24 protein-coding genes and 1 tRNA gene are annotated in these 24,631 nt (G+C 69.7%); 16 read left to right on the top strand and 9 right to left on the bottom strand.

Features of this window, described 5'->3' with window-relative positions:
• Positions 1 to 163 precede the first annotated feature (163 nt).
• The gene (locus HD599_RS06770; RefSeq protein WP_184240421.1) at positions 164 to 850 is read left to right on the top strand and encodes an endonuclease/exonuclease/phosphatase family protein; all 687 of its coding nucleotides are present in this window, start codon (positions 164 to 166) and stop codon (positions 848 to 850) included.
• On the opposite strand, the gene HD599_RS06765 is transcribed toward HD599_RS06770, so the two are convergent.
• The 7 genes from HD599_RS06765 to HD599_RS06735 form a co-directional block, all read right to left on the bottom strand.
• Positions 847 to 1,584 (bottom strand): ABC transporter ATP-binding protein, encoded by a 738-nt coding sequence (locus HD599_RS06765; RefSeq protein WP_343061936.1) that lies wholly within the window; start codon positions 1,582 to 1,584, stop codon positions 847 to 849. The two genes, HD599_RS06770 and HD599_RS06765, sit on opposite strands and share 4 nt — an antisense overlap.
• Positions 1,581 to 2,486 (bottom strand): ABC transporter ATP-binding protein, encoded by a 906-nt coding sequence (locus HD599_RS06760; RefSeq protein ID WP_184235044.1) that lies wholly within the window; start codon positions 2,484 to 2,486, stop codon positions 1,581 to 1,583. The genes HD599_RS06765 and HD599_RS06760 overlap by 4 nt, the downstream gene beginning before the upstream one ends.
• Positions 2,483 to 5,149, bottom strand: a complete 2,667-nt coding sequence (locus HD599_RS06755; protein ID WP_184235041.1) for an FtsX-like permease family protein — start codon at positions 5,147 to 5,149, stop codon at positions 2,483 to 2,485. Before HD599_RS06755 ends, HD599_RS06760 begins: the two co-directional genes overlap by 4 nt.
• Positions 5,149 to 8,103 (bottom strand): FtsX-like permease family protein, encoded by a 2,955-nt coding sequence (locus HD599_RS06750; RefSeq protein ID WP_184235038.1) that lies wholly within the window; start codon positions 8,101 to 8,103, stop codon positions 5,149 to 5,151. Before HD599_RS06750 ends, HD599_RS06755 begins: the two co-directional genes overlap by 1 nt.
• A 119-nt stretch (positions 8,104 to 8,222) precedes the next feature.
• Positions 8,223 to 8,906, bottom strand: coding sequence for an SLOG cluster 4 domain-containing protein (locus tag HD599_RS06745; protein WP_184235035.1), 684 nt, complete (start codon positions 8,904 to 8,906; stop codon positions 8,223 to 8,225).
• A 124-nt stretch (positions 8,907 to 9,030) separates the two neighbouring features.
• Positions 9,031 to 9,228 carry a hypothetical protein gene (locus tag HD599_RS06740; RefSeq protein WP_184235032.1) on the bottom strand — a complete coding sequence of 66 codons (198 nt, stop codon included), beginning with the start codon at positions 9,226 to 9,228 and terminating at the stop codon, positions 9,031 to 9,033.
• On the bottom strand, positions 9,225 to 9,722 hold the full coding sequence (locus HD599_RS06735) for a universal stress protein (RefSeq protein ID WP_184235030.1): 498 nt from the start codon (positions 9,720 to 9,722) through the stop codon (positions 9,225 to 9,227). Before HD599_RS06735 ends, HD599_RS06740 begins: the two co-directional genes overlap by 4 nt.
• 203 nt (positions 9,723 to 9,925) lie before the next feature.
• On the opposite strand from HD599_RS06735, the gene HD599_RS06730 reads away from it, so the two are divergent.
• The 3 genes from HD599_RS06730 to HD599_RS06720 all read left to right on the top strand — a co-directional run bounded on the left by HD599_RS06730 (position 9,926) and on the right by HD599_RS06720 (position 12,692).
• Positions 9,926 to 10,840, top strand: a complete 915-nt coding sequence (locus HD599_RS06730) for a helix-turn-helix transcriptional regulator (RefSeq protein ID WP_184235027.1) — start codon at positions 9,926 to 9,928, stop codon at positions 10,838 to 10,840.
• A gap of 142 nt (positions 10,841 to 10,982) precedes the next feature.
• Positions 10,983 to 11,705 carry an alpha/beta fold hydrolase gene (locus HD599_RS06725; RefSeq protein WP_246376117.1) on the top strand — a complete coding sequence of 241 codons (723 nt, stop codon included), beginning with the start codon at positions 10,983 to 10,985 and terminating at the stop codon, positions 11,703 to 11,705.
• Positions 11,706 to 11,855: 150 nt separating this feature from the next.
• Complete coding sequence (locus HD599_RS06720) at positions 11,856 to 12,692, top strand: alpha/beta fold hydrolase (RefSeq protein ID WP_184235024.1); 837 nt, start codon at positions 11,856 to 11,858, stop codon at positions 12,690 to 12,692.
• A 212-nt stretch (positions 12,693 to 12,904) separates the two neighbouring features.
• Here HD599_RS06720 and HD599_RS06715 read toward each other — a convergent pair.
• Positions 12,905 to 12,988: transfer RNA gene (locus HD599_RS06715), tRNA-Leu, on the bottom strand.
• Positions 12,989 to 13,121: 133 nt separating this feature from the next.
• Here HD599_RS06715 and HD599_RS06710 point away from each other — a divergent pair.
• The 6 genes from HD599_RS06710 to mshC all read left to right on the top strand — a co-directional run bounded on the left by HD599_RS06710 (position 13,122) and on the right by mshC (position 18,382).
• On the top strand, positions 13,122 to 14,426 hold the full coding sequence (locus HD599_RS06710) for a M20/M25/M40 family metallo-hydrolase (RefSeq protein WP_184235021.1): 1,305 nt from the start codon (positions 13,122 to 13,124) through the stop codon (positions 14,424 to 14,426).
• 11 nt (positions 14,427 to 14,437) lie between these two features.
• Positions 14,438 to 15,289 (top strand): undecaprenyl-diphosphate phosphatase, encoded by an 852-nt coding sequence (locus HD599_RS06705; RefSeq protein ID WP_184235018.1) that lies wholly within the window; start codon positions 14,438 to 14,440, stop codon positions 15,287 to 15,289.
• Between the two features lie 107 nt (positions 15,290 to 15,396).
• Positions 15,397 to 16,107 carry a GAF and ANTAR domain-containing protein gene (locus tag HD599_RS06700; protein WP_184235014.1) on the top strand — a complete coding sequence of 237 codons (711 nt, stop codon included), beginning with the start codon at positions 15,397 to 15,399 and terminating at the stop codon, positions 16,105 to 16,107.
• Between the two features lie 23 nt (positions 16,108 to 16,130).
• Positions 16,131 to 16,844 (top strand): GAF and ANTAR domain-containing protein, encoded by a 714-nt coding sequence (locus HD599_RS06695; RefSeq protein WP_184235011.1) that lies wholly within the window; start codon positions 16,131 to 16,133, stop codon positions 16,842 to 16,844.
• 88 nt (positions 16,845 to 16,932) lie between these two features.
• On the top strand, positions 16,933 to 17,118 hold the full coding sequence (locus HD599_RS06690) for a hypothetical protein (RefSeq protein ID WP_184235008.1): 186 nt from the start codon (positions 16,933 to 16,935) through the stop codon (positions 17,116 to 17,118).
• Between the two features lie 49 nt (positions 17,119 to 17,167).
• Positions 17,168 to 18,382: a cysteine--1-D-myo-inosityl 2-amino-2-deoxy-alpha-D-glucopyranoside ligase gene (mshC, locus tag HD599_RS06685; RefSeq protein WP_184235005.1), complete on the top strand. Its 1,215-nt coding sequence runs from the start codon at positions 17,168 to 17,170 to the stop codon at positions 18,380 to 18,382.
• A 46-nt stretch (positions 18,383 to 18,428) separates the two neighbouring features.
• Here mshC and HD599_RS06680 read toward each other — a convergent pair whose 3' ends face one another.
• The gene (locus HD599_RS06680; protein ID WP_184235002.1) at positions 18,429 to 19,352 is read right to left on the bottom strand and encodes a PAC2 family protein; all 924 of its coding nucleotides are present in this window, start codon (positions 19,350 to 19,352) and stop codon (positions 18,429 to 18,431) included.
• 125 nt (positions 19,353 to 19,477) lie between these two features.
• On the opposite strand from HD599_RS06680, the gene HD599_RS06675 reads away from it, so the two are divergent.
• The 6 genes from HD599_RS06675 (at position 19,478) to HD599_RS06650 (ending at position 24,630) form a co-directional block, all read left to right on the top strand.
• Positions 19,478 to 20,158, top strand: a complete 681-nt coding sequence (locus HD599_RS06675; RefSeq protein ID WP_184234999.1) for an HAD-IA family hydrolase — start codon at positions 19,478 to 19,480, stop codon at positions 20,156 to 20,158.
• Positions 20,151 to 21,167: a tRNA (adenine-N1)-methyltransferase gene (locus HD599_RS06670; RefSeq protein WP_184234996.1), complete on the top strand. Its 1,017-nt coding sequence runs from the start codon at positions 20,151 to 20,153 to the stop codon at positions 21,165 to 21,167. The genes HD599_RS06675 and HD599_RS06670 overlap by 8 nt, the downstream gene beginning before the upstream one ends.
• 83 nt (positions 21,168 to 21,250) lie before the next feature.
• Positions 21,251 to 22,231, top strand: a complete 981-nt coding sequence (locus HD599_RS06665; RefSeq protein WP_184234994.1) for an FKBP-type peptidyl-prolyl cis-trans isomerase — start codon at positions 21,251 to 21,253, stop codon at positions 22,229 to 22,231.
• Between the two features lie 65 nt (positions 22,232 to 22,296).
• A complete protein-coding gene (locus HD599_RS06660) occupies positions 22,297 to 23,298 on the top strand; it encodes a helix-turn-helix transcriptional regulator (protein ID WP_343061933.1) in 1,002 nt (333 codons plus the stop codon).
• Positions 23,291 to 24,283 (top strand): helix-turn-helix transcriptional regulator, encoded by a 993-nt coding sequence (locus tag HD599_RS06655; protein WP_246376116.1) that lies wholly within the window; start codon positions 23,291 to 23,293, stop codon positions 24,281 to 24,283. Before HD599_RS06660 ends, HD599_RS06655 begins: the two co-directional genes overlap by 8 nt.
• A complete protein-coding gene (locus tag HD599_RS06650) occupies positions 24,280 to 24,630 on the top strand; it encodes a hypothetical protein (RefSeq protein ID WP_184234991.1) in 351 nt (116 codons plus the stop codon). Before HD599_RS06655 ends, HD599_RS06650 begins: the two co-directional genes overlap by 4 nt.
• Position 24,631: the final 1 nt, after the last annotated feature.

Below are 24,631 nucleotides of genomic sequence, written 5' to 3'. Positions count from 1 at the left end.
CGCGCTCGAGGCCCGCGAGCCGTCGGGCCGGGCGACAGACTTTCAGCGAACACCGGGGTAACGCCACGCCGTTGCCCCGGTTTTCGGAGGAGACTCGACGCAGCCGTCGTAGACTTTGCGAGTCAATCGTGGATTTTCTGGACTGTCAGAGTGGGGACTCAGAATTAAAATCGTCAGCTACAACCTCCGGAAAAACATGGCCAGCGCCGAGCTGGGCGGTCTGGCCGAACGCCACGACCTCGACCTGCTCTGCCTCCAAGAGTGCGACACCAAGCTGCTGCCCGCCGTTCTCGGCGACCTCAAGCTCGCCGACGCGACCAAGCTCAACCGCCTCGGTCTCGCGATCTACTACCGCGAGAGCCGCTTCACACCGCTCGAGACCAAGACTTTTATGCTCAAGAAGTCGCTGCACGACATGATCGCGTCGCCGACCCACGAGCGCCTCATCGGCACCCGCTTCTTCGACGACGAGACGGGGCACGAGTTCATCGCCGCCTCATTCCACGCGGCGCCGCTCACGGCCACCAACTCGCTGCGTCGCAACCAGATCAAGGCGGCACACGCGTCGCTCAGGGAGATGGGCGAAGACCTGCCGACCGTGATGGTGGGCGACTACAACTACCCGCTCTTCCAGAAGGGCCTCGGCAAGCACATCGGCAAGACGGGCTACGACCTGTCGCTGAGCGACCGCCGCACCTACACGCGCTACAAGATCTTCACCGGCCACTTCGACTTCGTCACGAGCGTCGGCATGGCCATCGAGAGCGTCGAAACGCTGCCGATCGGCGCGTCCGACCACCTGCCGATCCTGGTCAACGCGGCGTCGATCGCGAAGGCCGCAGCGGCCTAACCCTGCGCTTTGTGGCGCCCCGCGGGGCGCCGCTGGCGCCCGTCGTGCAGCTCGATCACCCGGTGTGCGCGGGCGGCGAGGTCGGGGTCGTGTGTCGCGATGACGACCGAGAGGCCGTCGGTGTCGACGAGGCTCGCCAGCAGGTCCATCACGACCGCGGCGTTGACGCTGTCGAGCTGGGCGGTGGGTTCGTCCGCGATGAGGATGCGCGGCGGTACCGCCAAGGCCCGCGCGATGCCCACGCGCTGCTGCTGGCCGCCCGAGAGTTCGTCGGGCCGCTGGGCGGCGTGGTCGCTGAGCCCGACGAGCGCGAGCACTTCGGCGACGCGGGCGGCGCGGGCCGCGGCATCCGTCTTCGTCATTCTCAACGGCAGTTCGACGTTCTCGGCGGCGCTCAGCACCGGGATGAGCCCGAACGACTGGAAGATGAAGCCGAGGTCGTCGCGACGCAGCAGCGCGGCCTCGTCTTCGCTGAGCGAGGCGAACGAGGTGCCGTGCACCCAGATCTCGCCGGTCGTGGGGGAGTCGAGGCCGCCGAGCAGACGCAACAGCGTCGACTTGCCGGCACCCGACGGTCCGCGCACCACGACGAGTTCGCCGGGGTAGACCTCGAGGTCGATGCCGTCGAGCGCCACCACGTCGCCCGCACGCGAGGGGAAGACCCGGCCGAGGCCCTCGGCGCGCAGGACCGGGTCGGCGACGATGTCGATGGCGGCGGTGTGCAGGGCGTTCACGGCTGGTCCTGCCCCTCGGTGGTCACCGGGGCATCGCTGCCCGGTTTTACACTCACCTGGTCGGGTTCGAGGGTGAGGCGTACGCGGTCGCGCAGCCCCAGCGCCTCGGTGAACGCGGCGGGCAACTGCATGCGGCCGACGCGGTCGAGCACGGCGAACTCCTCGGCAACGGCGTACTCGTCGCCGAGTTCGTCGCGCCTCGTGCTGCGCACGACCTCGGTCGACGTCCGTCCGTCGCGGATCTGCACGGTGCGGCGCACCTGCGTGGCCACCGTGGGGTCGTGCGTCACGATCAGGGTGGTGACCCCGCGCTCCTCGTTCACCCGGCGCATGGCGCCGAGCACCTCTTCGCTGGTCGCCTCGTCGAGCTCGCCGGTGGGTTCGTCGGCGAGTAGGACGGTAGGGTCGTTCGCGATCGCGACGGCGATCGCCACGCGCTGCTGCTGGCCGCCCGACAGCTCGGACGGACGCCGGTCGCGCAGGTCGCCGATCTGCACCAGGTCGAGCAGTTCGTCGACGCGCTTCTCCCGCGCCGTGCCGCGCGGTCCCTTGGCGATGGCCAGCACCGCGGCGATGTTCTCGCCGGCCGAGAGGTAGGGGAGCAGGTTGCGGGAGGTCTGCTGCCAGACGAAGCCGACGCTCGAGCGCTGGAACGTCACCCGCTCGGCCCTCGACATGGCGAGCATGTCGTGGCCGGCGACCATGGCGCGTCCCGCCGACGGCCGGTCCAGACCGGAGAGCACGTTGAGCAGCGTCGACTTGCCCGACCCGGACGCGCCGACCACCGCGACCATGTCCCCGGCCTCCACGCGCAGGGTCAGGCCCTGCAGCGCCTGCACCTCGACGTCCTTGCTGCGGAAGATGCGCACGAGGTCGACGCAGTCGATGTCTGCACTGGTCATGGGTTCTCTCTCTTCTTGCGGGTGTTCTTCTGGCCGGTGTCGGCTCTAGAGCGGGTCGCAGCCTGGGCCGCGGCGACGGCCGTGGTCGCGAGCACGACGACGAAGCCGCCGACGATGACGGCGCTGAGCAGCGGGTCAATGGTGACCGCCGGCTGCACGAGCCCGGCGGTGAACGGGCGGAGGTCGACGGTTCCGAGCACGAGGGCCGACAGCCCCGCCCCGAGCAGCACCCCGACGACAAGTCCGACGACGGAGAGCGGGGCGAGTTCCCAGATCACGGCGGCGCGGGCTTGCCGGCGGCGGAGCCCGAGCGTCGAAAGCAGCGCGATGTCGTCCCGCCGCGTGCGCCCGTCGAGCACGGTCGTCAGCACGAGCGCGGCCGTGGTGAGGATTCCCGCGCCGACGATGGCGAGCAGGGCTGCGGTGCGGATACCGCCGACGGCCGGGTTCTCGGCGAGCACGGCCGCTGCGTCGCCCGGAGTCTCCACGATCGCATCGTCGCCGACGAGAGCCCGGATGTCGGTGGTAACGGCATCCACGTCGGCGCCGGGGTCGAGGCGCACGAGCAGCTGCTGCGCGAGCCCGGCTTGCGCGACCGACAGGGTCTCGGCGGCCGTGTCGTCGGCCACGACGAACCGGCCGGGAATACGGAACGGGTTGGCGTCGATCGCGGGTGGCACGATGTCGACGTCGACGAAGTCCAGTCGCGCCTCGGTGGCGTCGCGCGTTGTCGCCGCGACTCCCGCGGACACGGCGATCGTCAGGGGCTCGGCGCCGTCGCGGCGCAGGGCGCCCAGGTCGAGCGCACCAGGGACCCCGCGCTGCACGGCCGCGAGCTCCTCGGCGTCGACGAGCAGCAGGGTGAGCGTCACCGGGCTGCCGCCCTCGTACGAGAGCCGGTCGTTGAGCCGCTGCGCGACGGCGGCGACCGCCTCGACGCCGTCGACGGCCCGCACCCGGTCGACGGCGTCTGCCTCGAGCCGCACCTCGCGCACCGACACGTCGGCACCGACCCGGGTGCGCGCGGCGTCGTCGAGCCCGGTCGCGAGGGTCGCGGAGAGCACTCCCGAGAACACCGCTACCGAGACGCCGACGACGACGGTGAGCACGGGGACGAGACCGGCGCCGCCGCCGCGGAGGGCGCGCGCCGTGCCGTAGAAGGCGCTGATGCCCGGGCCGCGGTGGCTCGCCGCGACGACACGACGCAGTAGCAGCGGGTAGATGCGCAGGGCCACGACGCAGCCGAGCAGGGTGAGCACGAGCGGGGTGGCCGCGGCGAGCAGGTCGATCGAGCCGGTGGCCGTCGTCGTGCCCGTGCGCTGCAGGATGGCGGTGAGCGAGGCCGCGGACGCGAGAACGACCACCACCTCGCCGATCACGCGCCACAGCCCCGACCTCGTGACACTCCCGGCGCGTTCCCGGCGCCCGGTGGCGAAGGCGGCGATGAGCGCGGCGGGGAGCACCGCGGTGACGACGATCGCGAGGATCGCCGGCACGCCGGGCGGTGCCGCGGGCACGAGGAAGCCGACCGCGGCCCCCGCCGCAGCGGCCACGACGCCGACGACGAGAGCGGGGACGAGCAAAACGAGCCGCCGTTGCGCCAGTGACGCGCCCCTGGCCTCGATGAGCGCGAGGCTCTCACGGAGGCGTGAGGCCGCGAGCCGGGCGATGAGGATCTCGATGGCGAGGGCCACCCCGAGCGGACCGGCGACGATCGTGGCGAGAATCGACTGGGAGCTCGCGGTGCGGTCCGCCGCGGCATCCAGAACCTCGGGCAGGCCGCTCTCGAACGTGACGGCCGCGCCGCCGACACGTTGGGTCGAACTGACGAACTTGCGGGTCTGCTGCGCGACCTCCGCCGCCGACGCCCCGTCGAGGGCGTCGGTGGCCGTCGGGTACCAGACGGCGGTGTGCAGGTTCGTGACGAGCGAGTTCTGCGCCGCGGCCAGGACGGCGGGGTTCGCGTACACCGTCGCGGTGATCACGGGAGGGAGCGTGCGCGAGTCGACGGCCGGCTCGAGGGTCGCGCTGGTGTGTTCCCAGTACGCGTCGTCGGCATCGACGGGCTCGAAGGTGCCGGAGAGCCGGACCAGCTGCGTGAGACGGTCGGGAAGTGCGAGTTGCCGTGTGTCGCCCACGACCCACTCCAGCCGGTCGGCGACGACGGTGGAGGCGACCACGTCGAGCGGCTCCTCCGACGGGAGCTCGCGCGAGTCCACCCGCGCCGGTTCGTCGCCCTCGACGAGGGTGATCCGCGACAGCACGCGCGGGTCGTAGGCGACGGAGAGCGCGGCGTCCGGCTGGGTCTCGGCGTCGTAGGGCGCGGGAGCCGCGACCGTGAGGAACTCGGCGGGGGAGAGCGTCGACCGCAGCGGCTCGGGCATCCCGTCGCGGAGCGCTTCGAGGTCGGTGTCGAGCGAGGACCACGACCACCCCACGCTGCCGGGCGGCAAGTCGGCGCCCAGATCGATCTGCGTCGCGGGGGTCGACTCCGTCTCGTAGCGCACACCGGCGGCGAGAATCCCGTCGACGGCGCGCGGGAGGCCGGTGGCGAGCAACGCCATCAGCACCGTGACGATCGCGACCATCGCGGCGAGGCCGGCAAACGCGCCCGCGGCGCGCCGGGCGATCCGCGCCGGGCCGAGAGTCGTGCGGTGAGGCATCACGCGCCCCTCTCGTCGAGCGCGACGGCCGCGGCCCGCCGCACACGCAGCAGGGCGAGACCCACGATCACGACCACCCCGGCTACGACGATTCCGGCGAAGACCAGCCAGGGGACGATATCGAAAACCGGGTCGATGCGTACGAGCGCGACCGCCCCCGGCACGGCGGCCGCGGCGAACGGGGTGACGGTCACGAGGGTCGCGACGAGGCCGCCCGCCGCACCGACGACGACGGCCGTGCCGATCGCGACGGTCTGTTCCCAACCGCGCACCGCGCCCTGCTCGCGCGGAGTGAGGCCGAGCGCGCGCAGGACACCGAGGTCGTCGCGCCGCGCCCGGGCGTCGGCGAGGAGGAAGGCCGCGAGGGCGATGAGCGCGAGCAACCCGGCGGTGCCGGCGGCGATCCAGAAGGTCGACAGCGACGCGGCGACGACCGGCGCCGAGCTCGTGGTCGACGCGGTGGAGACGGCGGCGTCCCGGGTCGCGAGCAGCGGCACCTCGGCGGCGACCGCGTCCGGTGTCGCCGTGGCGTACCAGACGCCGGTCGTGACGACGGGGACGCGGCCGGTGGCGAGGGAGCGAGCGCCGAGCGTGTCGAGGTCGGTCGCGACGGCGAGCCGGGACGCCGAGCCGGGGACGCGGTCGACGATCGCCGTCACGGTGGCGGTGTAGTCGCCGTTCGTCGGCACGTATTCGAGCTCGAGCTCGTCGCCCACGGAGAGACCGATGCGGGCGGCGAGGGCGCTGGAGACGACGACCGGCAGGCCCTCGCCGGTCTCGCCGACGGGCTCCCGCGCCGTCGCCGCCGTCGTCGCCACGGCGAGTGTGACGGGCGCGAGGTTGAGGGCGGCTCCGTCAAGGGTCAGGTCGCTGACCACGACGGTGGGATGTCGCGGGTCGGCCGGTCCGGTCCGGTCGCTCTCCAGCGCCAGCAGGCGCCACGGCTGCACACCGGCCGGCAGCGCGCCCGCGCGGACCCCGGGATCGGGCGTGGCGACGAGCGGCACCCGGGCGAGGGCACCGTCGGCGTCGGACACCCAGACGGAGATCGCGAACTCGGTGGTGGCCGGCTCGCGCCCCGTGACGGTCACGGTGGCGGCGATCGTGGAGGCGCCCGCGGCCAGCGCGAGGGACGTGTCCGGGGTCGACGTCGTGGCGAGCGCGTCCGCGAATGCCCGCCCGTCGTCGCCGAGAACGGCCGAAGCGCCGTCCGGACGCAGACCGACGAACGCGACGGTGTCGGCGCCGATCCCGGCCGAACCGAGCGCGACGGCCGCGGCAGCGTCGACCCCGTCGATCTGCCGGTACGTCTCCGCTGTCGTCGGCCGGGTGCCGTCGTCGTCGGGGCGGGGCTGGCCGAGGTCGAGGGCGACGGCGGCTCCCGTGCGCACGAAAAGCGCCGACCGCTGGGTATCGACCGCGGTCGCGGCGAGTCCCGCGGCGAAGACGCCGCCGGCCAGGGCGATCGCGATCGCGAGCACGGGCACGAGGTAGCGGCCGGTGCGACGCGCGAGCTGGCGGGTGGCGAGCACGAGCGGCAGCGATCCGCGGCGGGCGGCCGCAGCCGCCAACCATCCCGAGACGGGGACGAGCAGCACCGCCCCGATCACCGCGAGGGCGACGAGGGCGAGCGCGGGGCTCGCCGCGGCCACGAGGTCGGCCGGGGCGCCGCCGGCGACGACGGGCGTTCCGCGGGTATGCAGCTGCCAGACCGCGAGGGCTGCGGCGACGACGAGCAGCGCGCCGGTGACGACCACCACGACGGGGGAGTCGCGCGGCGGCGCGTCGGGCGCGACCGATCGGGCGTCGACGAGGGCTGTCGCTGCCACGGCGCCGATGGTCGCCAGGGCGAGCAGGCCGACGACAGCCGCGGCGACGACGACGTCCGTCGCCACCCCGGGAACGAGCGCGGCGATGCCGACGCCGGCCACGCCCGCCGGAAGGGCTACGACAGCGGCCTCGCCGACCGCGAGCGCCGCGAGCTGCAGAGTCGACAGCCCTCGGGCCCGCAGTAGCAGGGTCTCCCGGCGACGCGACGTGGCGAGTACCGTGCTCAGCTGCAGCAGGGCGACGAGGGCCAGGACCCCGACGATGAAGGCGGCGGATGTCGCGACGGCCGCGGCCGCGCGGCTCGCGACGTCGATGCGCTCGATCGTCGCGGCGAGCGACCCTTTCACGCCCGACGACTCGACCATCACGCCGACCGGGCCACGCACGTCGTCGCCCAGCCGGTCGAGTCCGCGCACGAGATCGGCGCGGTTCGCAGGCAGAGTCGCGGCCGGTGTCCCGACGACCGTCCACGCGGCGGTGTACCGGGTGCGCAGGGTGAGGGCGGTCTCCGCGTCGACGACGAGCAACCCCACGGAGTCGCCCGACCGGCCCGACGCGACCGCAGAGTCGCCGAACCAGGCGGGGTCGCCCGCGTCGGTCGCGCGCCAGAGGGCGGCGACGGTCAGCGTGACGGGTCGGCTGTCGCTGCCGACCGTGAGCGAGTCCCCGGGGGCGAGGCCGAGCTCGGCCGCGGCATCCGCCTGGACGGCCACCGTCCCGACGTCCCCTTCCCAGTCGCCCGCGGTGAACGAGACCCGGTCGTCGAGTGCCGGCACGACGCCGACGACGACGGTGCTGTCGGCCGGTGCCGCCGCGTCGCCGAGCAGGCGGAGCGGAACGGAGCCGCTGCGCCACGAGTAGTCGACCGCGACGGTGCCCGCGGGGAACAGCCCGTCGAAGAGAGTGCGCGCCGCGGCATCCTGAACCGGCGGGTCGTCGGCGAGGTGCGTGGTGAGCTGCACGGCCGCGGCCCGAGGGGCGGCGTCGGAGAGCACGGTGCGGGCGCCCGAGGCGGATCCGGCGGTGACGAGGCCGATGCTCGCGGCGAGCGAGAGGGCCGAGACGAGCACGACCACCGCGAGCGAGAGCAGCACGGCGAGGGAATTGCGCGATCGGTGAATCACGATCCCCGCTGTCGTCACCTGATCCCCGTCGCTCGTCGGCCCTCAACGAGGATCAGTCAAGCATGCGGGGGCGCTGTCGGCGGGCAAGCGCTCCGGTCCGCTGACCGGAGTGTCAGCGATCAGAGCGAGTGGAGCACGCCGCCGACCAGCGCGTCCCAGTCGGCGGCGGTCCGCGGCGCGGTCGGATCGAGGCCGCCCGGCACAGTGCCGTCGATCAGGCCGCGCACGAGTCCCGCGGCCTGCCAGGCGTCGAGGGGGAGGCGGCGGCGCTCGGGGGTGTGATCGCTCGTTTTCGCCCAGTGGTAGGCGTGGGCGATGCCGCGGTCGAGGGCCGTGGCCGGGTTGTGCGGCTTGGGCACGCGGTCGAGCGCGATTCGCCGTAGGTCGGGCATCTCGACCGGATCCGCGTCGACGAGGACGACCGGGCGACGAAGGAACATGGCGAACAGCGCCTCCGACGAGGTGCCCGGCGAGTGCCCGATCGCGACGGCGGCGTCGCACAGACAGGCCTCGACGAAGTTGCGCCGGTGGCCGAAGCCGGGGGTGACGAGGAGGCCGTAGGAGCCGACCACGACGGGGTCGGCGGTTTCGGGTTCGTTGAGCACGCCGATCCAGCTCGCATCCGGGATGGTCTTCGCCATGATGATCGCCGCGTCCTTGACCGTGGACGGGTCCGAGCCGTCACCCCCGGTGAGCAGGGTCGCGCCCTCGGCGGCGATCGCGGCGGCGAGGAAGCGGGCTGCCTCGAGCTCGACCGCCAACGGGCTGTTCGAGCCGAAGACGGCGACGACGACGGGAGTCATACGTCACCGCCGGGAAAACAAAAATGACCCCTGGGATTGCACTCCCGAGGGTCATCCTGCCCCGACACAGTCGGGTCCTGCTGTCTCATTTGCAGAAAGTCCAGTCTAGCGTGGCGGAGCGGGTTCATGCGCCGAGCCCCGCCAGCGAGTAGTAGACGACGTACGCCGGCCAGACGATCGCCTGCAGCAGGCCGAGCACGACGCCCCAGAACGACCCGTCCGAGACCGATACAAAGTAGACCGCGGCGCCGATGTAGGCGAGCAGGAAGACGAACCCCCACTGCCCGTCCCGCACGACGCGTCCTCGGTTGTCGCCCGTCATGAGGTGACTCTCTCCTTGTTCCTGTCGGCCCGGCCGTGTTTCTCGGTCCGCACGACGAGCACCGGGCAGTGCGCGTGCCGCACGCACTGCTCGCTCACCGACCCGAGCAGCATGCTCGCGAATCCGCCGCGGCCCCGGCCGCCGACGACGAGCATGAGGGCTCCGGATGACGCGGCGATCAGCACCGCCTCCGCCTGACCGAATCGCGCGAGATAGTCGATCCGCACCTCGGGGTGGTCGGCGGCCCGCGACGCTGCATCCCGTTCCACCACCCGTGCGATCGACGCCGACGCCTCGGCGAGCGACGCTACGTACCCGCCGGCCATCAGCGTCCCGTGCGGGGCCGTCTCGGCCGACCACGCGCGCACCAGCCGCAGCGCGCAGCCGAGCCGCGCGGCGAGCCCGAGCGCGACCTCGAACGCGGCATCCCCGTCCTTCGAACCATCGTGCCCGACGACGATCGTGTCTGCGAGTTCAGCGCCGTGCTCGTCCATGCCGACAGGGTAGACCTCGGGAGACGGAGTCCGGCAGGGGTCGACAGGTCGATTTCCGGGCCCTGTGGACGCTCGACGAACCTGCTTCGACGGCTTTCAGGCCGTCGCCGTCGAGACCGCGCGGGGTCCGGTGGGCATCCGCGCGACGCGTGGGGTCGCCGTCCGTGGTTCGCGTGAGGCATCCTTTGTTATGTGAGCTCTGCTTGAACACGAAAAAGGTGGTTGAGGTGGTTTTTCTTCAGCGCGCTCAGCGCACATCGGACGGGTTTTCTCCTGCTGCAGCCACCATGGTGAGCTCGAAGACGCTCGGACCGGTACAACTGGCGCAGGTGAGAGCACCCGCGGACAGGGACGACGCCGGGGCGGGCTACACCGATCCGAAGGATGCCTTCGTGTGGGCGTTCGTAACATCGGGGGCGATAGTCAGCCATCGGGGTTCGCTGGCGATTCCGTGCGACGCCGGGCATCTCGCGGTCAGTCATATGCCGCAGGTTTCCGGATTCGAGATCACGCCGGATTTCCGGTGTCTGTCAATCCGCATCGCGCGGACGGCCCTGCCGTTGACGGCTGCCGAGGTGCAGGCGATATCGACGACGACGTTCATTCTGCAGGAGGGTGCGCCGCGGCTTCTCGGCTCTATGGGGTCGTATGTCATGGCTCTTCGAGACCCCTTGGGAGCGGCCTCCGAGGCCGCTTTCGCCCAATCTGTCATCGATCTGACTCGTGCCTTCGTCGACGACGTCCTCGATCAGCGCACCGATCCTGCCGTCGAGCGGCGGATGCTGCTGGGCCGCGCACGCGACTATATCGGCCGCTGGGCCGTCAACCCATCGACGACACCGTCGATGGTTGCGGAACGGGTAGGCGTGTCAGTTCGAACCCTGCAGAAGCTGTTCGAACGAGACGGATCCACGGTCGCTGAGGAGATACATCGTGTCCGCCTCACACACGCGCGCACGATGCTGGAACGGTCGACACCGACGGCTTTCAGCATCCGCGAGATCGCCGAACGGAGCGGGTTCGGGTCTGCGTCGGCATTCAGCAGGGCTTTCGCCCAACGCTATGGTCGTTCCCCTCGGGACTGGCGTGCCGGCGAGTCCACGGTTTCCGCCGACTAGTTTGTCTTCGCATGCGCTCTGAGACGAACGAGAACGTGACAATGCGCGCAGTTCTCGCGCCGTACACCGCGATGCGCCATTCTGTTGCTGGTCGTGTGAAGGCTCCACAACCGTGGCGCCCCGACTGAAAATGGAGGCCGCTTTGTCTACAACTCCAACCGTCATCCTCGTACACGGTGCGTTTGCAGATTCCGCGTCGTGGGCACCGGTCACCCGCGAGCTGCTGGACCGCGGCTACACCGTCCTGGTCCCGCCGGTCTACAACCGCAGCCTTGCGGCTGACGCCGCGTCGATCCGGGCTGTCGCGGAGCAGGTTGACGGGCCGGTCGTGTTAGCCGGGCACTCGTATGGCGGGGCTGTGATCAGCGTCGCCGGCGCAGCCGAGAACGTCGTCGGTCTCGTGTTCGTTTCGGGCTACGTGCTCGAGGTCGGCGAGAGCCTCGGGCAACTGCAGGGCGGCTTCCCCGACTCTGATCTCGCCGCGAATCTCGTGTACACCCCGTTCCCGATCGACGGTGCCGACGACGGAGTGGACGTGTCGGTCCGCATCGATGCATTTCCGCGCATCTTCGCCGACGGAGTCGACGGCGCCACCGCCGAGGTCCTCGCCGTATCCCAACGTCCGTTGACGGGCGCCGCCTTCGGGGAACCGGCGTCCGTCGCGGCATGGAAGACCACGCCCGGGTGGGGAATCGTTTCCACCGCCGACCACACCATCAACCCCGAGGTGGAGCGCTTCGGCTACCAGCGCGCCCAGCTTCGCGAGGTAGTCGAACTTGATGCCCCTCACCTCGTCATGCACACGCACCCTGCCGCAGTCGCCGACGTCATCGAAACCGCGGTACGGGAAACCGCCACCGCCTAGCACCTGATCCGTGACCGCCACGAGCTGAGGGTCCGCATGGGCCCGAGCGTCGGAGACGACACGAAGACGGCTCACCCGCACGTGAGCCGGAAGTACGCAAATCGTCGAGCCAGGACCCGCTTGGTTCAACAGGAATATGGGAGATGAGAAATGGCATTCGTAACCACAGCCGACGGCGTCGAGATCTACTACAAGGACTGGGGCGCCGTCGACGCCCAGCCAATCTACTTCCACCACGGCTGGCCGCTCTCGTCCGACGACTGGGACGCGCAGATGCTCTACTTCCTCTCCAAGGGCTACCGCGTTATCGCCAGCGACCGTCGCGGTCACGGCCGTTCGTCCCAGGTGGGCACCGGTCACGACATGGACCACTACGCCAGCGACGTCGACGCCGTCGTGCAGCACCTCGACCTGCATGCTGCCATCCATATCGGACACTCCACCGGCGGCGGTCAGGTCGCCCGCTACGTTGCCCAGTACGGCGAGCCCCAGGGCCGCGTAGCGAAGGCCGTCCTGGTGTCGGCAGTGCCCCCGCTGATGGTGCAGACCGACGCCAACCCCGACGGAACCCCCATCGAGGTCTTCGACGGGTTCCGCAGCGCTCTGGCCGCGAACCGCGCCGAGTTCTTCCAGGCCGTCGCATCCGGGCCCTTCTACGGCTACAACCGGGAGGGCGTCACGCTGTCCGAGCCCGTGGTCGCCAACTGGTGGCGGCAGGGCATGACGGGCAGCGCGCTTGCCCACTACGAAGGTATCAAGGCGTTCTCCGAGACCGACCAGACCGACGACCTGCGGGCCATCACCGTTCCTGTCCTGGTCACGCAGGGCGACGACGACCAAGTCGTTCCCTACAAAGACGCGGCGTTGAAGCAGCACGAACTGCTCAGCAACTCGACCCTCAAGATCTACGAAGGCTACCCCCACGGCATGCTCACCACCCACGCCGAGGTGATCAACCCCGACCTGCTGGCATTCATCCAGGCATAACGAACACGGGTGACCCTCGAAACGACGGGGGCGAACACCTTCGATCCCCGGCCTCCCGACCCGGGGGGAATGTCGCATGGCCTGATGACCGCGGCTTTCTCTCCGTGTCGTGACGGCCGCGGCGACACACGCAGTCAAGGAACGCAAAAGGCCCGCCGCACATTTCTGTGCGGCGGGCCTTTTGACTGCTATTTTCACTGAAATAGCCACAGTGCGCGAAGGGGGACTTGAACCCCCACGCCCTTACGGGCACTAGCACCTCAAGCTAGCGCGTCTACCAATTCCGCCATCCGCGCGCATGGCCCGTCTCTGCAGTTTTTTACACTGCGTTGACCGCCGAGAAACGAGAATAGCATGCTCTGAGAGGTGCTTTTGTCACTTGGCGCCATCGAGTCCCGACACGCCGTATCCGACGGGTACCGTGGAGCCATGACAACCGAACCAGAGCTCGAAGCGACAGCCCGGATTGCCCAGCAACTCATTAGGTTCGACACCTCGAACTACGGTGAAGGAATTTCTTCCGGAGAAAAAATCGCGGCCGAATATCTGGGTTCGCTCCTCGAAGATCTCGGTTTGACAACGACGTACGTCGACTCCGATCCCGGCCGCACGAGCGTCGTCGCCCGGGTCACTGGTTCCGACCCGAGCCTGCCCGCGCTCGTCGTGCACGGCCACACCGACGTGGTGCCCGCCGATCCGGCCAACTGGACCGTCGACCCGTTCGGCGGCGAGATCAAGGACGGCATGCTCTGGGGGCGCGGCGCCGTGGACATGAAGAACATGGACGCGATGATCATCACCGCGCTGCAGGACATCCTCGGCGCGGGCAAGCAGCCGAAGCGCGACCTCGTCATCGCGTTCTTCGCCGACGAGGAGGCCGGGGGAGTGCGCGGGTCGCACCACCTCGTCACCCAGCGCCCCGACCTGTTCGCCGGCGCCACCGAGGCGATCAGCGAGGTGGGCGGCTACTCGGTCACCATCAACGACCAACGCGCCTACCTGCTGCAAACCGGCGAGAAGGCCCTCGTCTGGATCAAGCTCATCGCCCGCGGCACCGCTGCGCACGGCAGCCGGGTGATGCATAACAACGCCGTCACGAAACTCGCCGAGGCGGTCGTCGCGGTCGGTCGTCGCGAGTGGCCGGTGCACCTCACCGACACCACCGAGCAGCTGATCGTGGAACTCGCCCGACTGCTCGACGTCGACCCGCAGCGCGTGGGCCCCGAGGAGATCGTGCTCGCCACCGGATCGGCGGGCGGCTTCATCCAGGGCACCCTTCGCACCACCACCAACCCGACACTGCTCAAGGCGGGCTACAAGCACAACGTGATCCCCGACACCGCCGAGGCGCTCGTCGACGTCCGCACCCTGGCCGGCGAGGAGGAGGCCGTGCTCGCCGAGATCCGCGAGCTGGTCGGGCCGGACATCGAGATCGAGGTCATGCACCGCGACATCGGGCTCGAGAACCCGTTCCAGGGCGATCTGGTCGAGGCCATGGTCGCGTCGCTCGGTGTGCACGACCCGGGCATCCCCGTGCTGCCGTACCTGCTCAGCGGCGGCACCGACAATAAGGCCCTCAGCCTGCTCGGCATCACCGGCTACGGCTTCGCCCCGCTCAAGCTGCCGGCCGAACTCGACTTCCCCGGAATGTTCCACGGTGTCGACGAGCGCGTCCCGCTCGACGCACTAGTCTTTGGCAGGCAGGTTCTCGGCAACCTGCTCACCAACTACTGAGCTGGAGCACCATGAGCTTTATCGAGGCGATCATCCTTGGCCTTGTACAGGGACTAACCGAGTTCCTCCCCATCTCCTCGAGCGCCCACCTGCGTATCGTCGGCGAGTTCCTCCCGTCGAAGACCGACCCGGGGGCGACCTTCACCGCGATCACCCAGCTCGGCACGGAGGCCGCGGTCATCATCTACTTCTGGAAGGACATCACCCGGATCATCGGGCGGTGGTTCCGGTCGTTCGGCAGCCGCGGCGGATCGCACACCACCGGCATCCCGAAGAACGATCCCGATGTGCGCCTCGGCTGGCTCATCATCATCGGCACCGTTCCGATCGTGCTGCTCGGGTTCTTCGCGCAGTCGTACATCCGTGACCAGTGGCGTTCCCTCTGGATCACCGCGACGGTGCTGATCGTGTTCGGTATCGTCCTCGGTATCGCCGACTGGCTCGGTAAAAAGACAAAGCCGATCGAGGCGATGAGCTACCGCAGCGGCATCACCATCGGTCTGGCCCAGATGCTCGCGCTGATTCCCGGAGTCTCGCGATCGGGTGCCACGACGAGCGCCGGCCTCGCGCTCGGCTACTCGCGCCCCGCCACCGCGCGCTTCGCGTTCCTGCTCGCCATCCCGGCGGTGTTCGGCAGCGGGCTCTACGAGCTCGTGCACAGCTTCGGCGAGCCCGAGGGCGCCTACGGCTACGCGGAGACCGCGGTCGCCACCGCCATCGCCTTCGTCGTCGGCTACGTGGTCATCGCGTTCCTGATGCGCTACATCTCCACGCACAGCTTCCTGCCCTTCGTGATCTACCGCATCGCGCTCGGTATCGCCGTGATCGTGCTGCTCTCGACCGGCGTGCTGCTGCCCTCCTGATCGGACGATTCCCCCGCAAGCCAGCGGCGGTTCCGCTGCACGAGTAGGCTCGCCCTAACTTGATCCGTTGAATCGCCCTGACCCTGCGACCGATGAGGGTGGGCGTTATGCCGAAGAACAAGAGTTTTCGCGAGGCGAAGCGGGAGCTGCTCTACGCGCACGAGCGCAACACGAGCCTCTGCGCGCCGTTCGTCTCCGTGCTGCCCGTGGCGGGCGCCGCGGTGTCGATCCTCGCCTCGACCGCGGGTCAATCGACGATCTGCTCGACGAACGAGACGGCGAGCCGTCTCGACGAGATGCAGTTCGACCTCGGCGAAGGCCCGTGCTGGGACGCGATGGGGTCGAGGATGCCGGTGCTGACGCCCGACTTCCGCCTCGACGGCGCAAGCTCGTGGCCGCTGTTCTCGCACGCGGTGTTCGACGACGAGCTCGGCTCCTCGGTGAGCGCACTGTTCGCGTTCCCGCTCTACGTCGGCTCTCTCGACATCGGCGCCATCGACCTCTACTCGCTGACCCGCGACACACTCGACCGCGAAGAGATCGAGTTCGCCACCGAACTCGCCTCGATCACCTCCTGGCAGGTGCTGAGACGAGTGCTGGGGGATGCCGCGACCGACGACGCGGAAGGACCCAGCACATTCAACCGCAGCGAGGTCCACCAGGCGACGGGCATGATCCTCGCCCAACTCGACGTCACCGTGGAGGAGGCGTCGCTGCTGCTGCGCGCCCACGCCTACGCGAGCGGGCGGACAGTAGCCGAAGTAGCCAACGACGTGGTCGAACGGCGCCTCAACTTCGCGACCGATCGCGAACGCTGACGACCACGGAGTAAACTCACCCCATGGCGAGCAAAACCCGAGAGCGACGACTCACCGAAGCGTTCGTCACCCTCGCAGACACCCTGGTAGCGGGATTCGACGTGGTCGACCTCCTGCAGACCCTCGTCGATACCTGCGCCGAGCTGCTCGACGCCTCGGCCGCCGGTATCATGCTCGCCGACTCGACCGGGGAACTCTCCGTCGTCGCGTCGACGAGCGAGCGGAGCCGTCTCGTCGAGATGATGCAGCTCAGCTCGGGCCTCGGCCCGTGCGTCGAATGCTTCGAGAAAGGCGCGGCGGTCACCGTGCGCGACGTCACCGACGTCGTCGACAAGTGGCCGGACTTCAGCGCCTCCGCCCTCCAGCAGGGCTTCCGCTCCGTACACGGGGTGCCGTTGCGACTGCGCGGCTCCGTCATCGGAACCCTCAACCTCTTCGGCACCGAGACCGGCGTCCTGAGCCCCGAAGACCTCTCGGTGGCACAGGGGCTCGCCGACGTCGCCACGATCGGCATCCTGCAGGAACGCGCCATCCGCGAGGCAGACTCGGCCAAGAACCAGCTTCAACACGCCCTCGACAGCCGAGTGCTGATCGAACAGGCGAAGGGCGTCATAGCGCACACGCGCAACGTCGACATGGACCAGGCGTTCCGCACGCTGCGCAGCCACGCGCGCAGCAATAACCTCAATCTGCGAGATGTCGCAGAACTCGTGGTGAATCGCTCCATCACCCTGTGAATCCCCAGCGACAGCCGCTACCATTTAAACAATCTGGCCCTAGACCTCGGCTTACTTTTCGACAAGTGAGAATCTCGAGGAGGCCACTATGGCCAACAATTTCGGCGCAAACGACATCGACGCAGTCATTTTCGACGTGGAGACCGGGCTGGACGACTCCGGCGTAACGGTGCTGCACGGGACATCGTCGGGCATCATGACGACCGCGCATCCGTTCACCGAGGCCGACCTGGTCGACTTCTCGGAGTCGGGCGAGCACCCGGGGCTCGACTGATCGCGGGAATCAGAATCCGCTCCCAGCCGCTCTCGCCTAAACTACGGGAGTGAAATCGTGGACCCGGCCCGTCATCCCCCGTCTTCCCGGAACGGGCCCGGTACCTCGGCTGTACGACTCCGCCACCCGCGCCGTGCGTGAAGCACGAGCGGCCGACGAGGCGAAGCTGTACGTCTGCGGAATCACCCCGTACGACGCGACCCACCTGGGGCACGCCAACACGTACCTCGCGTTCGACACCCTCGTGCGCCTCTGGCTCGACGGCGGAGTCACGGTGCGCTACGCGCAGAACGTCACGGATATCGACGACCCGCTGCTCGAGCGAGCCGCCGCGACCGGCGTCGACTGGCGCGAGCTCGCCGCCAGCCAGATCGACCTGTTCCGCGGCGACATGGAGGCTCTCCGCATCGTGCCCCCGGACGACTACGTCGCCGTCACCGACACGATCGACGACGTGGCGGATGCCGTGGGCCGGCTCCTCGATGCCGGCGTCGCCTACCGCGTCGATACCGACATCTACTTCGACAACACCGCCGCCGCGTCGGCGGCCTGGACCCTCGGCGACGAGAGCGGATTCGACCGCGCGACCATGCTCGCGCTGAGTGCGGAACGCGGGGGAGACCCCGAGCGCCCGGGCAAGCGCGACCCGCTCGACCCGCTGCTCTGGCGCGGCCCCCGCGAGGGCGAACCGTCGTGGACGGCGTCCTGCGGGAGCGGCCGCCCCGGCTGGCACATCGAGTGCTCGGTGATCGCACAGCGGTTCCTCGGCACGCCGATCACCGTGCAGGGCGGCGGGAGCGACCTGGTCTTCCCGCACCACGAGTTCAGCGCGGGGCACGCCGCCGCGCTCACCGGCCTGCCGTTGGCTGCCCAGTACGCGCACGCCGGAATGGTCGCGTACGACGGGGAGAAGATGAGCAAGTCGCTCGGCAACCTCGTGCTCGTGTCACGGCTGCTCGACGAGAACACGGATCCCCGCGCCATCCGGCTCGCCCTTCTCTCGCACCACTACCGCACCGACTGGGAGTGGACGCGGGGCGAACTGACCACCGCGCAGTGCACTCTCGGCGAGTGGGACGCCTGGGCCGCCGCCGTGGGAACCGCGACGGAGAGCCCGCTACTGGCCGACCTGCGTGCCGCCGTCGCCGACGACCTCGACACCCCGCGCGCGATCGCGGTCGTGCAGGACTACATCGCCGGGGGAGCGGTCGCGACGGCGACGGACATCGCGGCGATCGACGCGCTACTGGGCATCGCTCTCTAACCCGTACCCCGGTGATCGAGCACGCGCGCCGGCGCCGTGTCGAAACCTAGCTGCCGCCGGCCTTGCCGCCGCTGTCGGGCTTGCCGTCTTCGCGGCGCAGGTACTTCTCGAACTCGTGGGCGATCGCCTCGCCGCTCGCCTCGGGGGAGTCGACGGTGTCGCGGGCCTGCTCGAGCTGTTCGATGTACGACGTCATGTCGTCGTCGTCCGAGGCGAGGGCGTCGATGCCGGTCTCCCACGCCGCCGCTTCGTCCACGAGCTCGCCGCGCGGGATCACGACGTCGATGATCTCCTCGAGCTTGTCGATGAGGGCGAGCGTCGCCTTGGGGGACGGGGCGTTGTGCACGTAGTGCGGCACCGAGGCCCAGATGGAGAGCGTGGGGATGCCGGCCTTCTCGGCCGCGTCGGCAAGGGCGGAGAGGATGCCCACCGGTCCCTCGTAGGTCGAGCGTTCGACCGAGAGCGCGTCGCGCACTCCCGGGTTCTCGCTGCTGACGAAGACGGAGATGGGACGGGTGTGGGGCACGTCGGCGAGCATCGATCCAAGGAAGATCATCGACGTGATGCCGTGGGCCTCGACCGACTCGAGCACCTCGGCGACGAAAGTCTTCCAGCCGCGGGACGGCTCGGTGCCGATGAGCATGTAGACGTTGCTGTCGTTGTCGCCGGTCACCGCGAGTTCCGCGTCGTCGGCGAGGCCGGCGAGCGTGACGGCGTCGGGGTCCGCCGGGCCGTACATGGCGACGCCCGGCCACTCGAGCACCCGGTTGCCGTCGTCGTCGATGACCATCGTCGGCCGGTTGAACTGGTAGTCGAAGTAGTCCTCGGGATCGATCCGCATCAGCGGGGCGAGCTCGAGCTGTTCCTGCAGCGTGCGCACGGCGTTGCTCGCCGCTTCACCCGCGTCGTTCCAGCCTTCGAAGGCCACGACGAGGAGACGCCCTCTTGCAAAGCCCGCGCTGTCTGCCACCGATACATCCTTCGTTCGAGGCTGCCTGTGAGGGCAACCGTAACGTCAAGGATAGAACTTTGCTCCACGGCCCGTGCACCCCACGCGCTGGGCCTGCGGCTGGACGCCGCGTAGACTCGCCCGTTGTGACTTCTCTCCAACCGGCAGCCGTTCTCTGGGACATGGACGGCACCATCGTCGACACCGAACCGTACTGGATGCGAGCCGAGACGCTCCTCGTCGAGTCGTACGGCGGAACCTGGACGCACGACGACGCCCTCGGCCTCGTCGGCCAGGGCCTCTGGCACTCGGCCCGCCTGCTCAAGGCGAGGGGAGTGGACCTCACCGAAGACGAGATCATCAACTCGCTCACCGAGAGCGTCAAAGACCAGATCCGCGCGTCCGTACCGTGGCGTCCCGGTGCGATGGAGCTGCTCGCCGAACTGCGCGAGGCCGGCGTGCCCACCGCCCTCGTCACCATGTCGTTGCGCACGATGGCGCAGCTCGTGGTCGATTCCATCCCGTTCGACGCGTTCGACGCGATCGTCTCGGGCGACGACGTCACCCACGCGAAGCCGCACCCCGAGCCGTATCTGACGGGGGCGTCGTTACTCGGCGTCGACATCGCCGACTGCGTCGCCCTCGAAGACTCGCAGCCCGGCCTCGCCTCTGCCGTCGCCTCCGGCGCCGTCTCCATCGGCATTCCCCTGATGGTGCCGATCGCCGAATCCGACGGTCACACCATCTGGCCGACGCTCGACGGCCGCACCCTCTCCGACCTCTCCGGCGTTTTCGCCGCCAGCAAAGCAGGAACCAGCAATGTCTAACGAAACCAGCGCCCCCGCCGGCGGCCTCCGCCGCCAGAGCGGTCCATTCCGTGCGGGCGACCGCGTACAGCTCACCGGTCCCAAGGGCCGCATGAACACGATCACCCTCGAGACCGACGGTGAGTTCCATACCCACCGCGGCGTGCTGCCGCACAACTCGATCATCGGCCAGCCCGACGCCTCGGTCGTGCTCTCGACGAACGAGATCGAATATCTGGCGCTGCGCCCGCTGCTCACCGACTTCGTGATGTCGATGCCCCGCGGTGCGGCGATCATCTACCCGAAGGACGCGGCGCAGATCCTCGCGTCCGCCGACATCTTCCCGGGCGCCACCGTCGTCGAGGCTGGCGTCGGGTCGGGCGCGCTGTCGCTCTGGCTGCTGCGCGCGATCGGCCCCGAGGGCACGCTGCACTCGTTCGAACGCCGCGAGGAGTTCTCCGCCGTCGCCAGCGCGAACGTCACGGCCTTCCTCGGCGCGACACCCGCCAACTGGGACATCACTATCGGCGACCTCGCCGACACGCTTCCCGAGGTCACCGAGCCCGGAACCGTCGACCGCATCGTGCTCGACATGCTCGCCCCCTGGGAGTGCTTGGATGTCGCGGCCGACGCCCTCACCCCCGGAGGCGTGATCGTCTGCTACATCGCCACCGTCACCCAGCTCTCGCGCGTCAGCGAGGCGATCCGCCGCACGGGCCTGTTCACGAATCCCGAATCGAGCGAGACGATGATCCGCGGCTGGCACGTCGAGGGTCTCGCCGTACGCCCTGACCACCGCATGATCGGCCACACCGGATTCCTGCTCACCGCCCGTCGCCTGGCACCCGGCGCGGTCCTGCCCGAGCTCAAGCGCCGCGCCTCGAAGAGCGACTTCAGCGACGAGGACGTCGAGGCCTGGACCCCCGGGTCGCTCGGCGAGCGGTCGACGAGCGACAAGCGCCTGCGCAAGACGGCCAGGCACGCGCAGGCCGTGGCCGACGCGGCCGTCTCCGCCGAGGCATCCGAGTAGGGAGCTTCCTCCTCGGAGCAAGCGGCCAGTTTCGACAAGGGTAAGATCGTCCGGTACCCCCGGGCACCCAAGAAAGAGGATTCGTGCGCACTCTCACCGCGGCCATCATTACCGTCGGACTGGTAGCTTCACTGTCTGCCTGCGCTTCGACCGACGCTGCGGCGTCGTGCGACACGACGGCGACGTCGGGCGACGCATCGGCGCTCGTCGACGTCACGGGTGACGCCGGCACCGAGCTGAGCGTCACGTTCCCCACGCCCCTCATCACCGAGGGCCTCGAGGCGACGACGATCAGCGCCGGCGACGGCATGACGCTCGAAGAGGGCGACGTCGCTGACTTCCACCTCACCGTGCTCGACGCGGCCACCGGCGAAGTACTCGACACCGGCCTCGAGCCCGACTCGTTCCTGCGCGCCTCCGCCGGCAAGAGCAACACCCAGACCAACGAGCTCGGTACCGCCCTCGGCTGCGCCACCGTCGGCTCGCGCGTCGCCGTGACCCTCGAGTTCCAGGACCTCTTCGGGGCCCAGGCCGAAGGCTCGAGCGCCTACGCGAACGAGGACACCCTCGTGGCCGTCGTCGATGTCATCCGCGGCTTCCCCGGCCGTGCGACCGGCGCCACACAACTGCCCGTGAACGGCATGCCCGCCGTGGTACTCGCGCCCAGCGGCCAGCCCGGCATCGTCGTCCCGAACTCCGACGCACCCACCGAGACGCTCAGCTCGACCACGAAAAAGGGCGACGGCGCGAAGATCAAGGAGGACGACGCGGTCGTCATCCAGTCCGCCTCGATCGTCTGGGGCGCGGACGACATCCTCAGTTCGACGTGGGAGACCCAGCCCAGCACGGTCCTCGCCACGGCGGACCGCACCGGAGCCACCGGCGGCGTGCTGCCCGGCCTCGCCGACGCCCTCGTCGGCGCGACGATCGGCAGCCAGCTCGTCGTCGTGATCCCGCCGGGAGACGACAGCTACGACGAGACCGCCACGCTGCCCACCGGCGTCACCGCCGAGGACACCCTCGTCTACGTGGTCGACGTGCTCGGAGTGCTCGACACCGAGTAGCGGCGCGCCACTCCCGCTTCGCAACCACCGACACTGGCCGGGTGTCCTCACCATAGGATCGATTCGTGTCGCTCGATACTCCCGTCACTGGCCAGACCAGGATCCCCGTCGAGGAGAGGCTGTTCAGCCTCGTCCTCGCCTTGCTCGCGACCGAGAACGGCCTGACCAAGGCCGAGGTGCTCTCGACGGTGCAGGGTTACCGTCAGGACTTCGACACCGGGGGCGACAACGCCAATCTGGAGCGCAAGTTCGAGCGCGACAAGGACGACCTGCGCGAACTCGGCGTGCCGCTCGAGACGGTGCAGTCGCCCGGCGACCCCGGCAACAACCAGAACCTGCGCTACCGGATCCCGCGCGGTGCCTACGAGCTGCCCGCCGACATCACCTTCTCGGCCGAGGAGACCACCCTGCTCAACCTCGCCGCCATGGTCTGGCGCGAGGGGTCGCTCTCCGCCGAGTCCCGGCGCGCCCTGCTCAAACTCCGCTCGCTCGGCGTCAGCACCGACGAGCCCGTGCTCGGCTACGCCCCGCGCGTGCGGGTGCGCGACGCCGCCTTCGACGCGCTCAACGCCGCACTCGGCCGCAACGCCTACGTGCGCTTCGACTACCTCAAGCCGGGGGAGGAGAAGGCGCGGCTGCGCACCGTCGCCCCGCTCGCCCTCGTGCAGCACCAGGGCCGGTGGCACCTCGCCGCCGAGGAGGAGGGCACCGGTGTGCGCAAGACCTTCCTGCTGCGCCGCATCGTCGGCCGCATCCAGACCACGGGCAAGACCTTCGAGCCACCCGCGGGCGACGAGTCGGCCCGCGCGCTCCTCGAACTCGACGAGGTCTGGGACGCCCACACCGCCGTCGTCGAGGTCGAGCCGGAGTCCGACGCGGCGACCCGTCTGGGCAAACGCCGCGGCACCGTCGCGGACGGCGACCGGTTGAGCCTGCACTACTCCGACATCAACATCGTCGCCGACGAGCTGGCGGGTTTCGGCCCCGAAGTGCTCGTCGTCTCCCCGCCCGAACTGCGCGCCGCGGTGCGCGACCGACTGATCAGGACGGCGGCCGACCATGGCTAGGGTGAAGAAGGCGAAGCCGATGCAGGCGCAGGAGAAGCTCACCTTCCTGCTCTCGCTCGTCCCGTTCCTGATCGAGCGCGAGCGCGTGAGCGTCACCGAGGTCGCCGACCACTTCCGGGTCGACCCCGAGCAGATCCGCGAGGCCGTGCGGCTCATCGCCGTCTCCGGCGTGCCGGGGGAGACGAACACCTACCAGTACGAGGACCTCTTCGACATCGCCTGGGACGACTTCGAAGAGAACGACCAGATCGTGCTCACCAACCAGGTCGCGATCGACGACTCGCCCCGCTTCTCGGCCCGCGAGGCGTCCGCGCTCATAGCCGGCCTGCAGTACCTGTCGTCGCTGCCCGAGAACGCCGACCGCGACGCCGTGGCCTCGCTGATGACCAAGCTCTCCCGCGGCGCCTCTGCGAGCCCGAGCCCGCTCGCGGTCGAGCGCACCGAGTCCGACGAGACGCTCGCACTCATCCGTCAGTCCGTGGCGGCCGGAGTGCAGCTCGAGTTCGACTACCTCGGTGCCCGCGGCGAACGCGAACGCCGCCGGGTCGACCCCCTGCGCGTCGAGTCCATGGACGCCGACTGGTACCTCCGCGGCTGGGACCACCTGCGCAGCGCCGTGCGCACCTTCCGCCTCGACCGCATCTCGCACCCGAGCGTGTCGACCGAGCCGATCAGCCACCGCGCGTCCGACGTCGCGCTGCCCGACACCCTGTTCGAGAGCTCGGCCGACGACCTCGTCGTCACCGTGGACGTGCTGAACTCGGCCGCCGCGCTCCTCGCCGACTACATTCCGGATGGCGCTGCCCGCGAGCAGCTCGAGGGACGCGTGCGCACCACCGTGCGGGTCTCGCACTACCACGGCCTCAAACGGCTGATGGCGAGCATGCCCGGCGTCGCGACCGTCGTCGAACCGGCGGAGGCCCGCCGCGTCGTCGCCGAGTGGGCGGCCGCGGGCGCCGCGCGCTACGACGAGGCACCGCGATGATCGCCTGGTGGGGGTGGCTGCTGATCTGGGTCGGCCTCGTGCTGCTGCTGCTCGGCGTCGTCGCGCTGCTCGGCTGGCGGCTCGTGAAGCGTTTCTTCGCGCTTCTCGACGACCTGATGGCGCTCACCGACAAAGCGGCGATCCTCGACGCCGTCACGCAGTCCGACGACCCGCGGCCGGCGAACGCGATCGCCGAAGACGCCGCGGTCGTGCGGGAGCGGTTCGGCGCGCGGATGGAGAGACGGGCGAATCGTAAGGCCGTTCGCAGGCAGGCCCGCATCCAGAGGGCTAAAATGATCACTACCGCCGAGGTCAACCCGGCGGACTACAGCTTTCTAAAGGAGTGAC

The organism is Conyzicola lurida (genome assembly GCF_014204935.1).
Taxonomy (GTDB): Bacteria; Actinomycetota; Actinomycetes; order Actinomycetales; family Microbacteriaceae; genus Conyzicola; species Conyzicola lurida.
The sequence above is the reverse complement of the archived record's forward strand: the minus strand, read 5'-3'. Positions and strand labels throughout refer to the sequence as shown.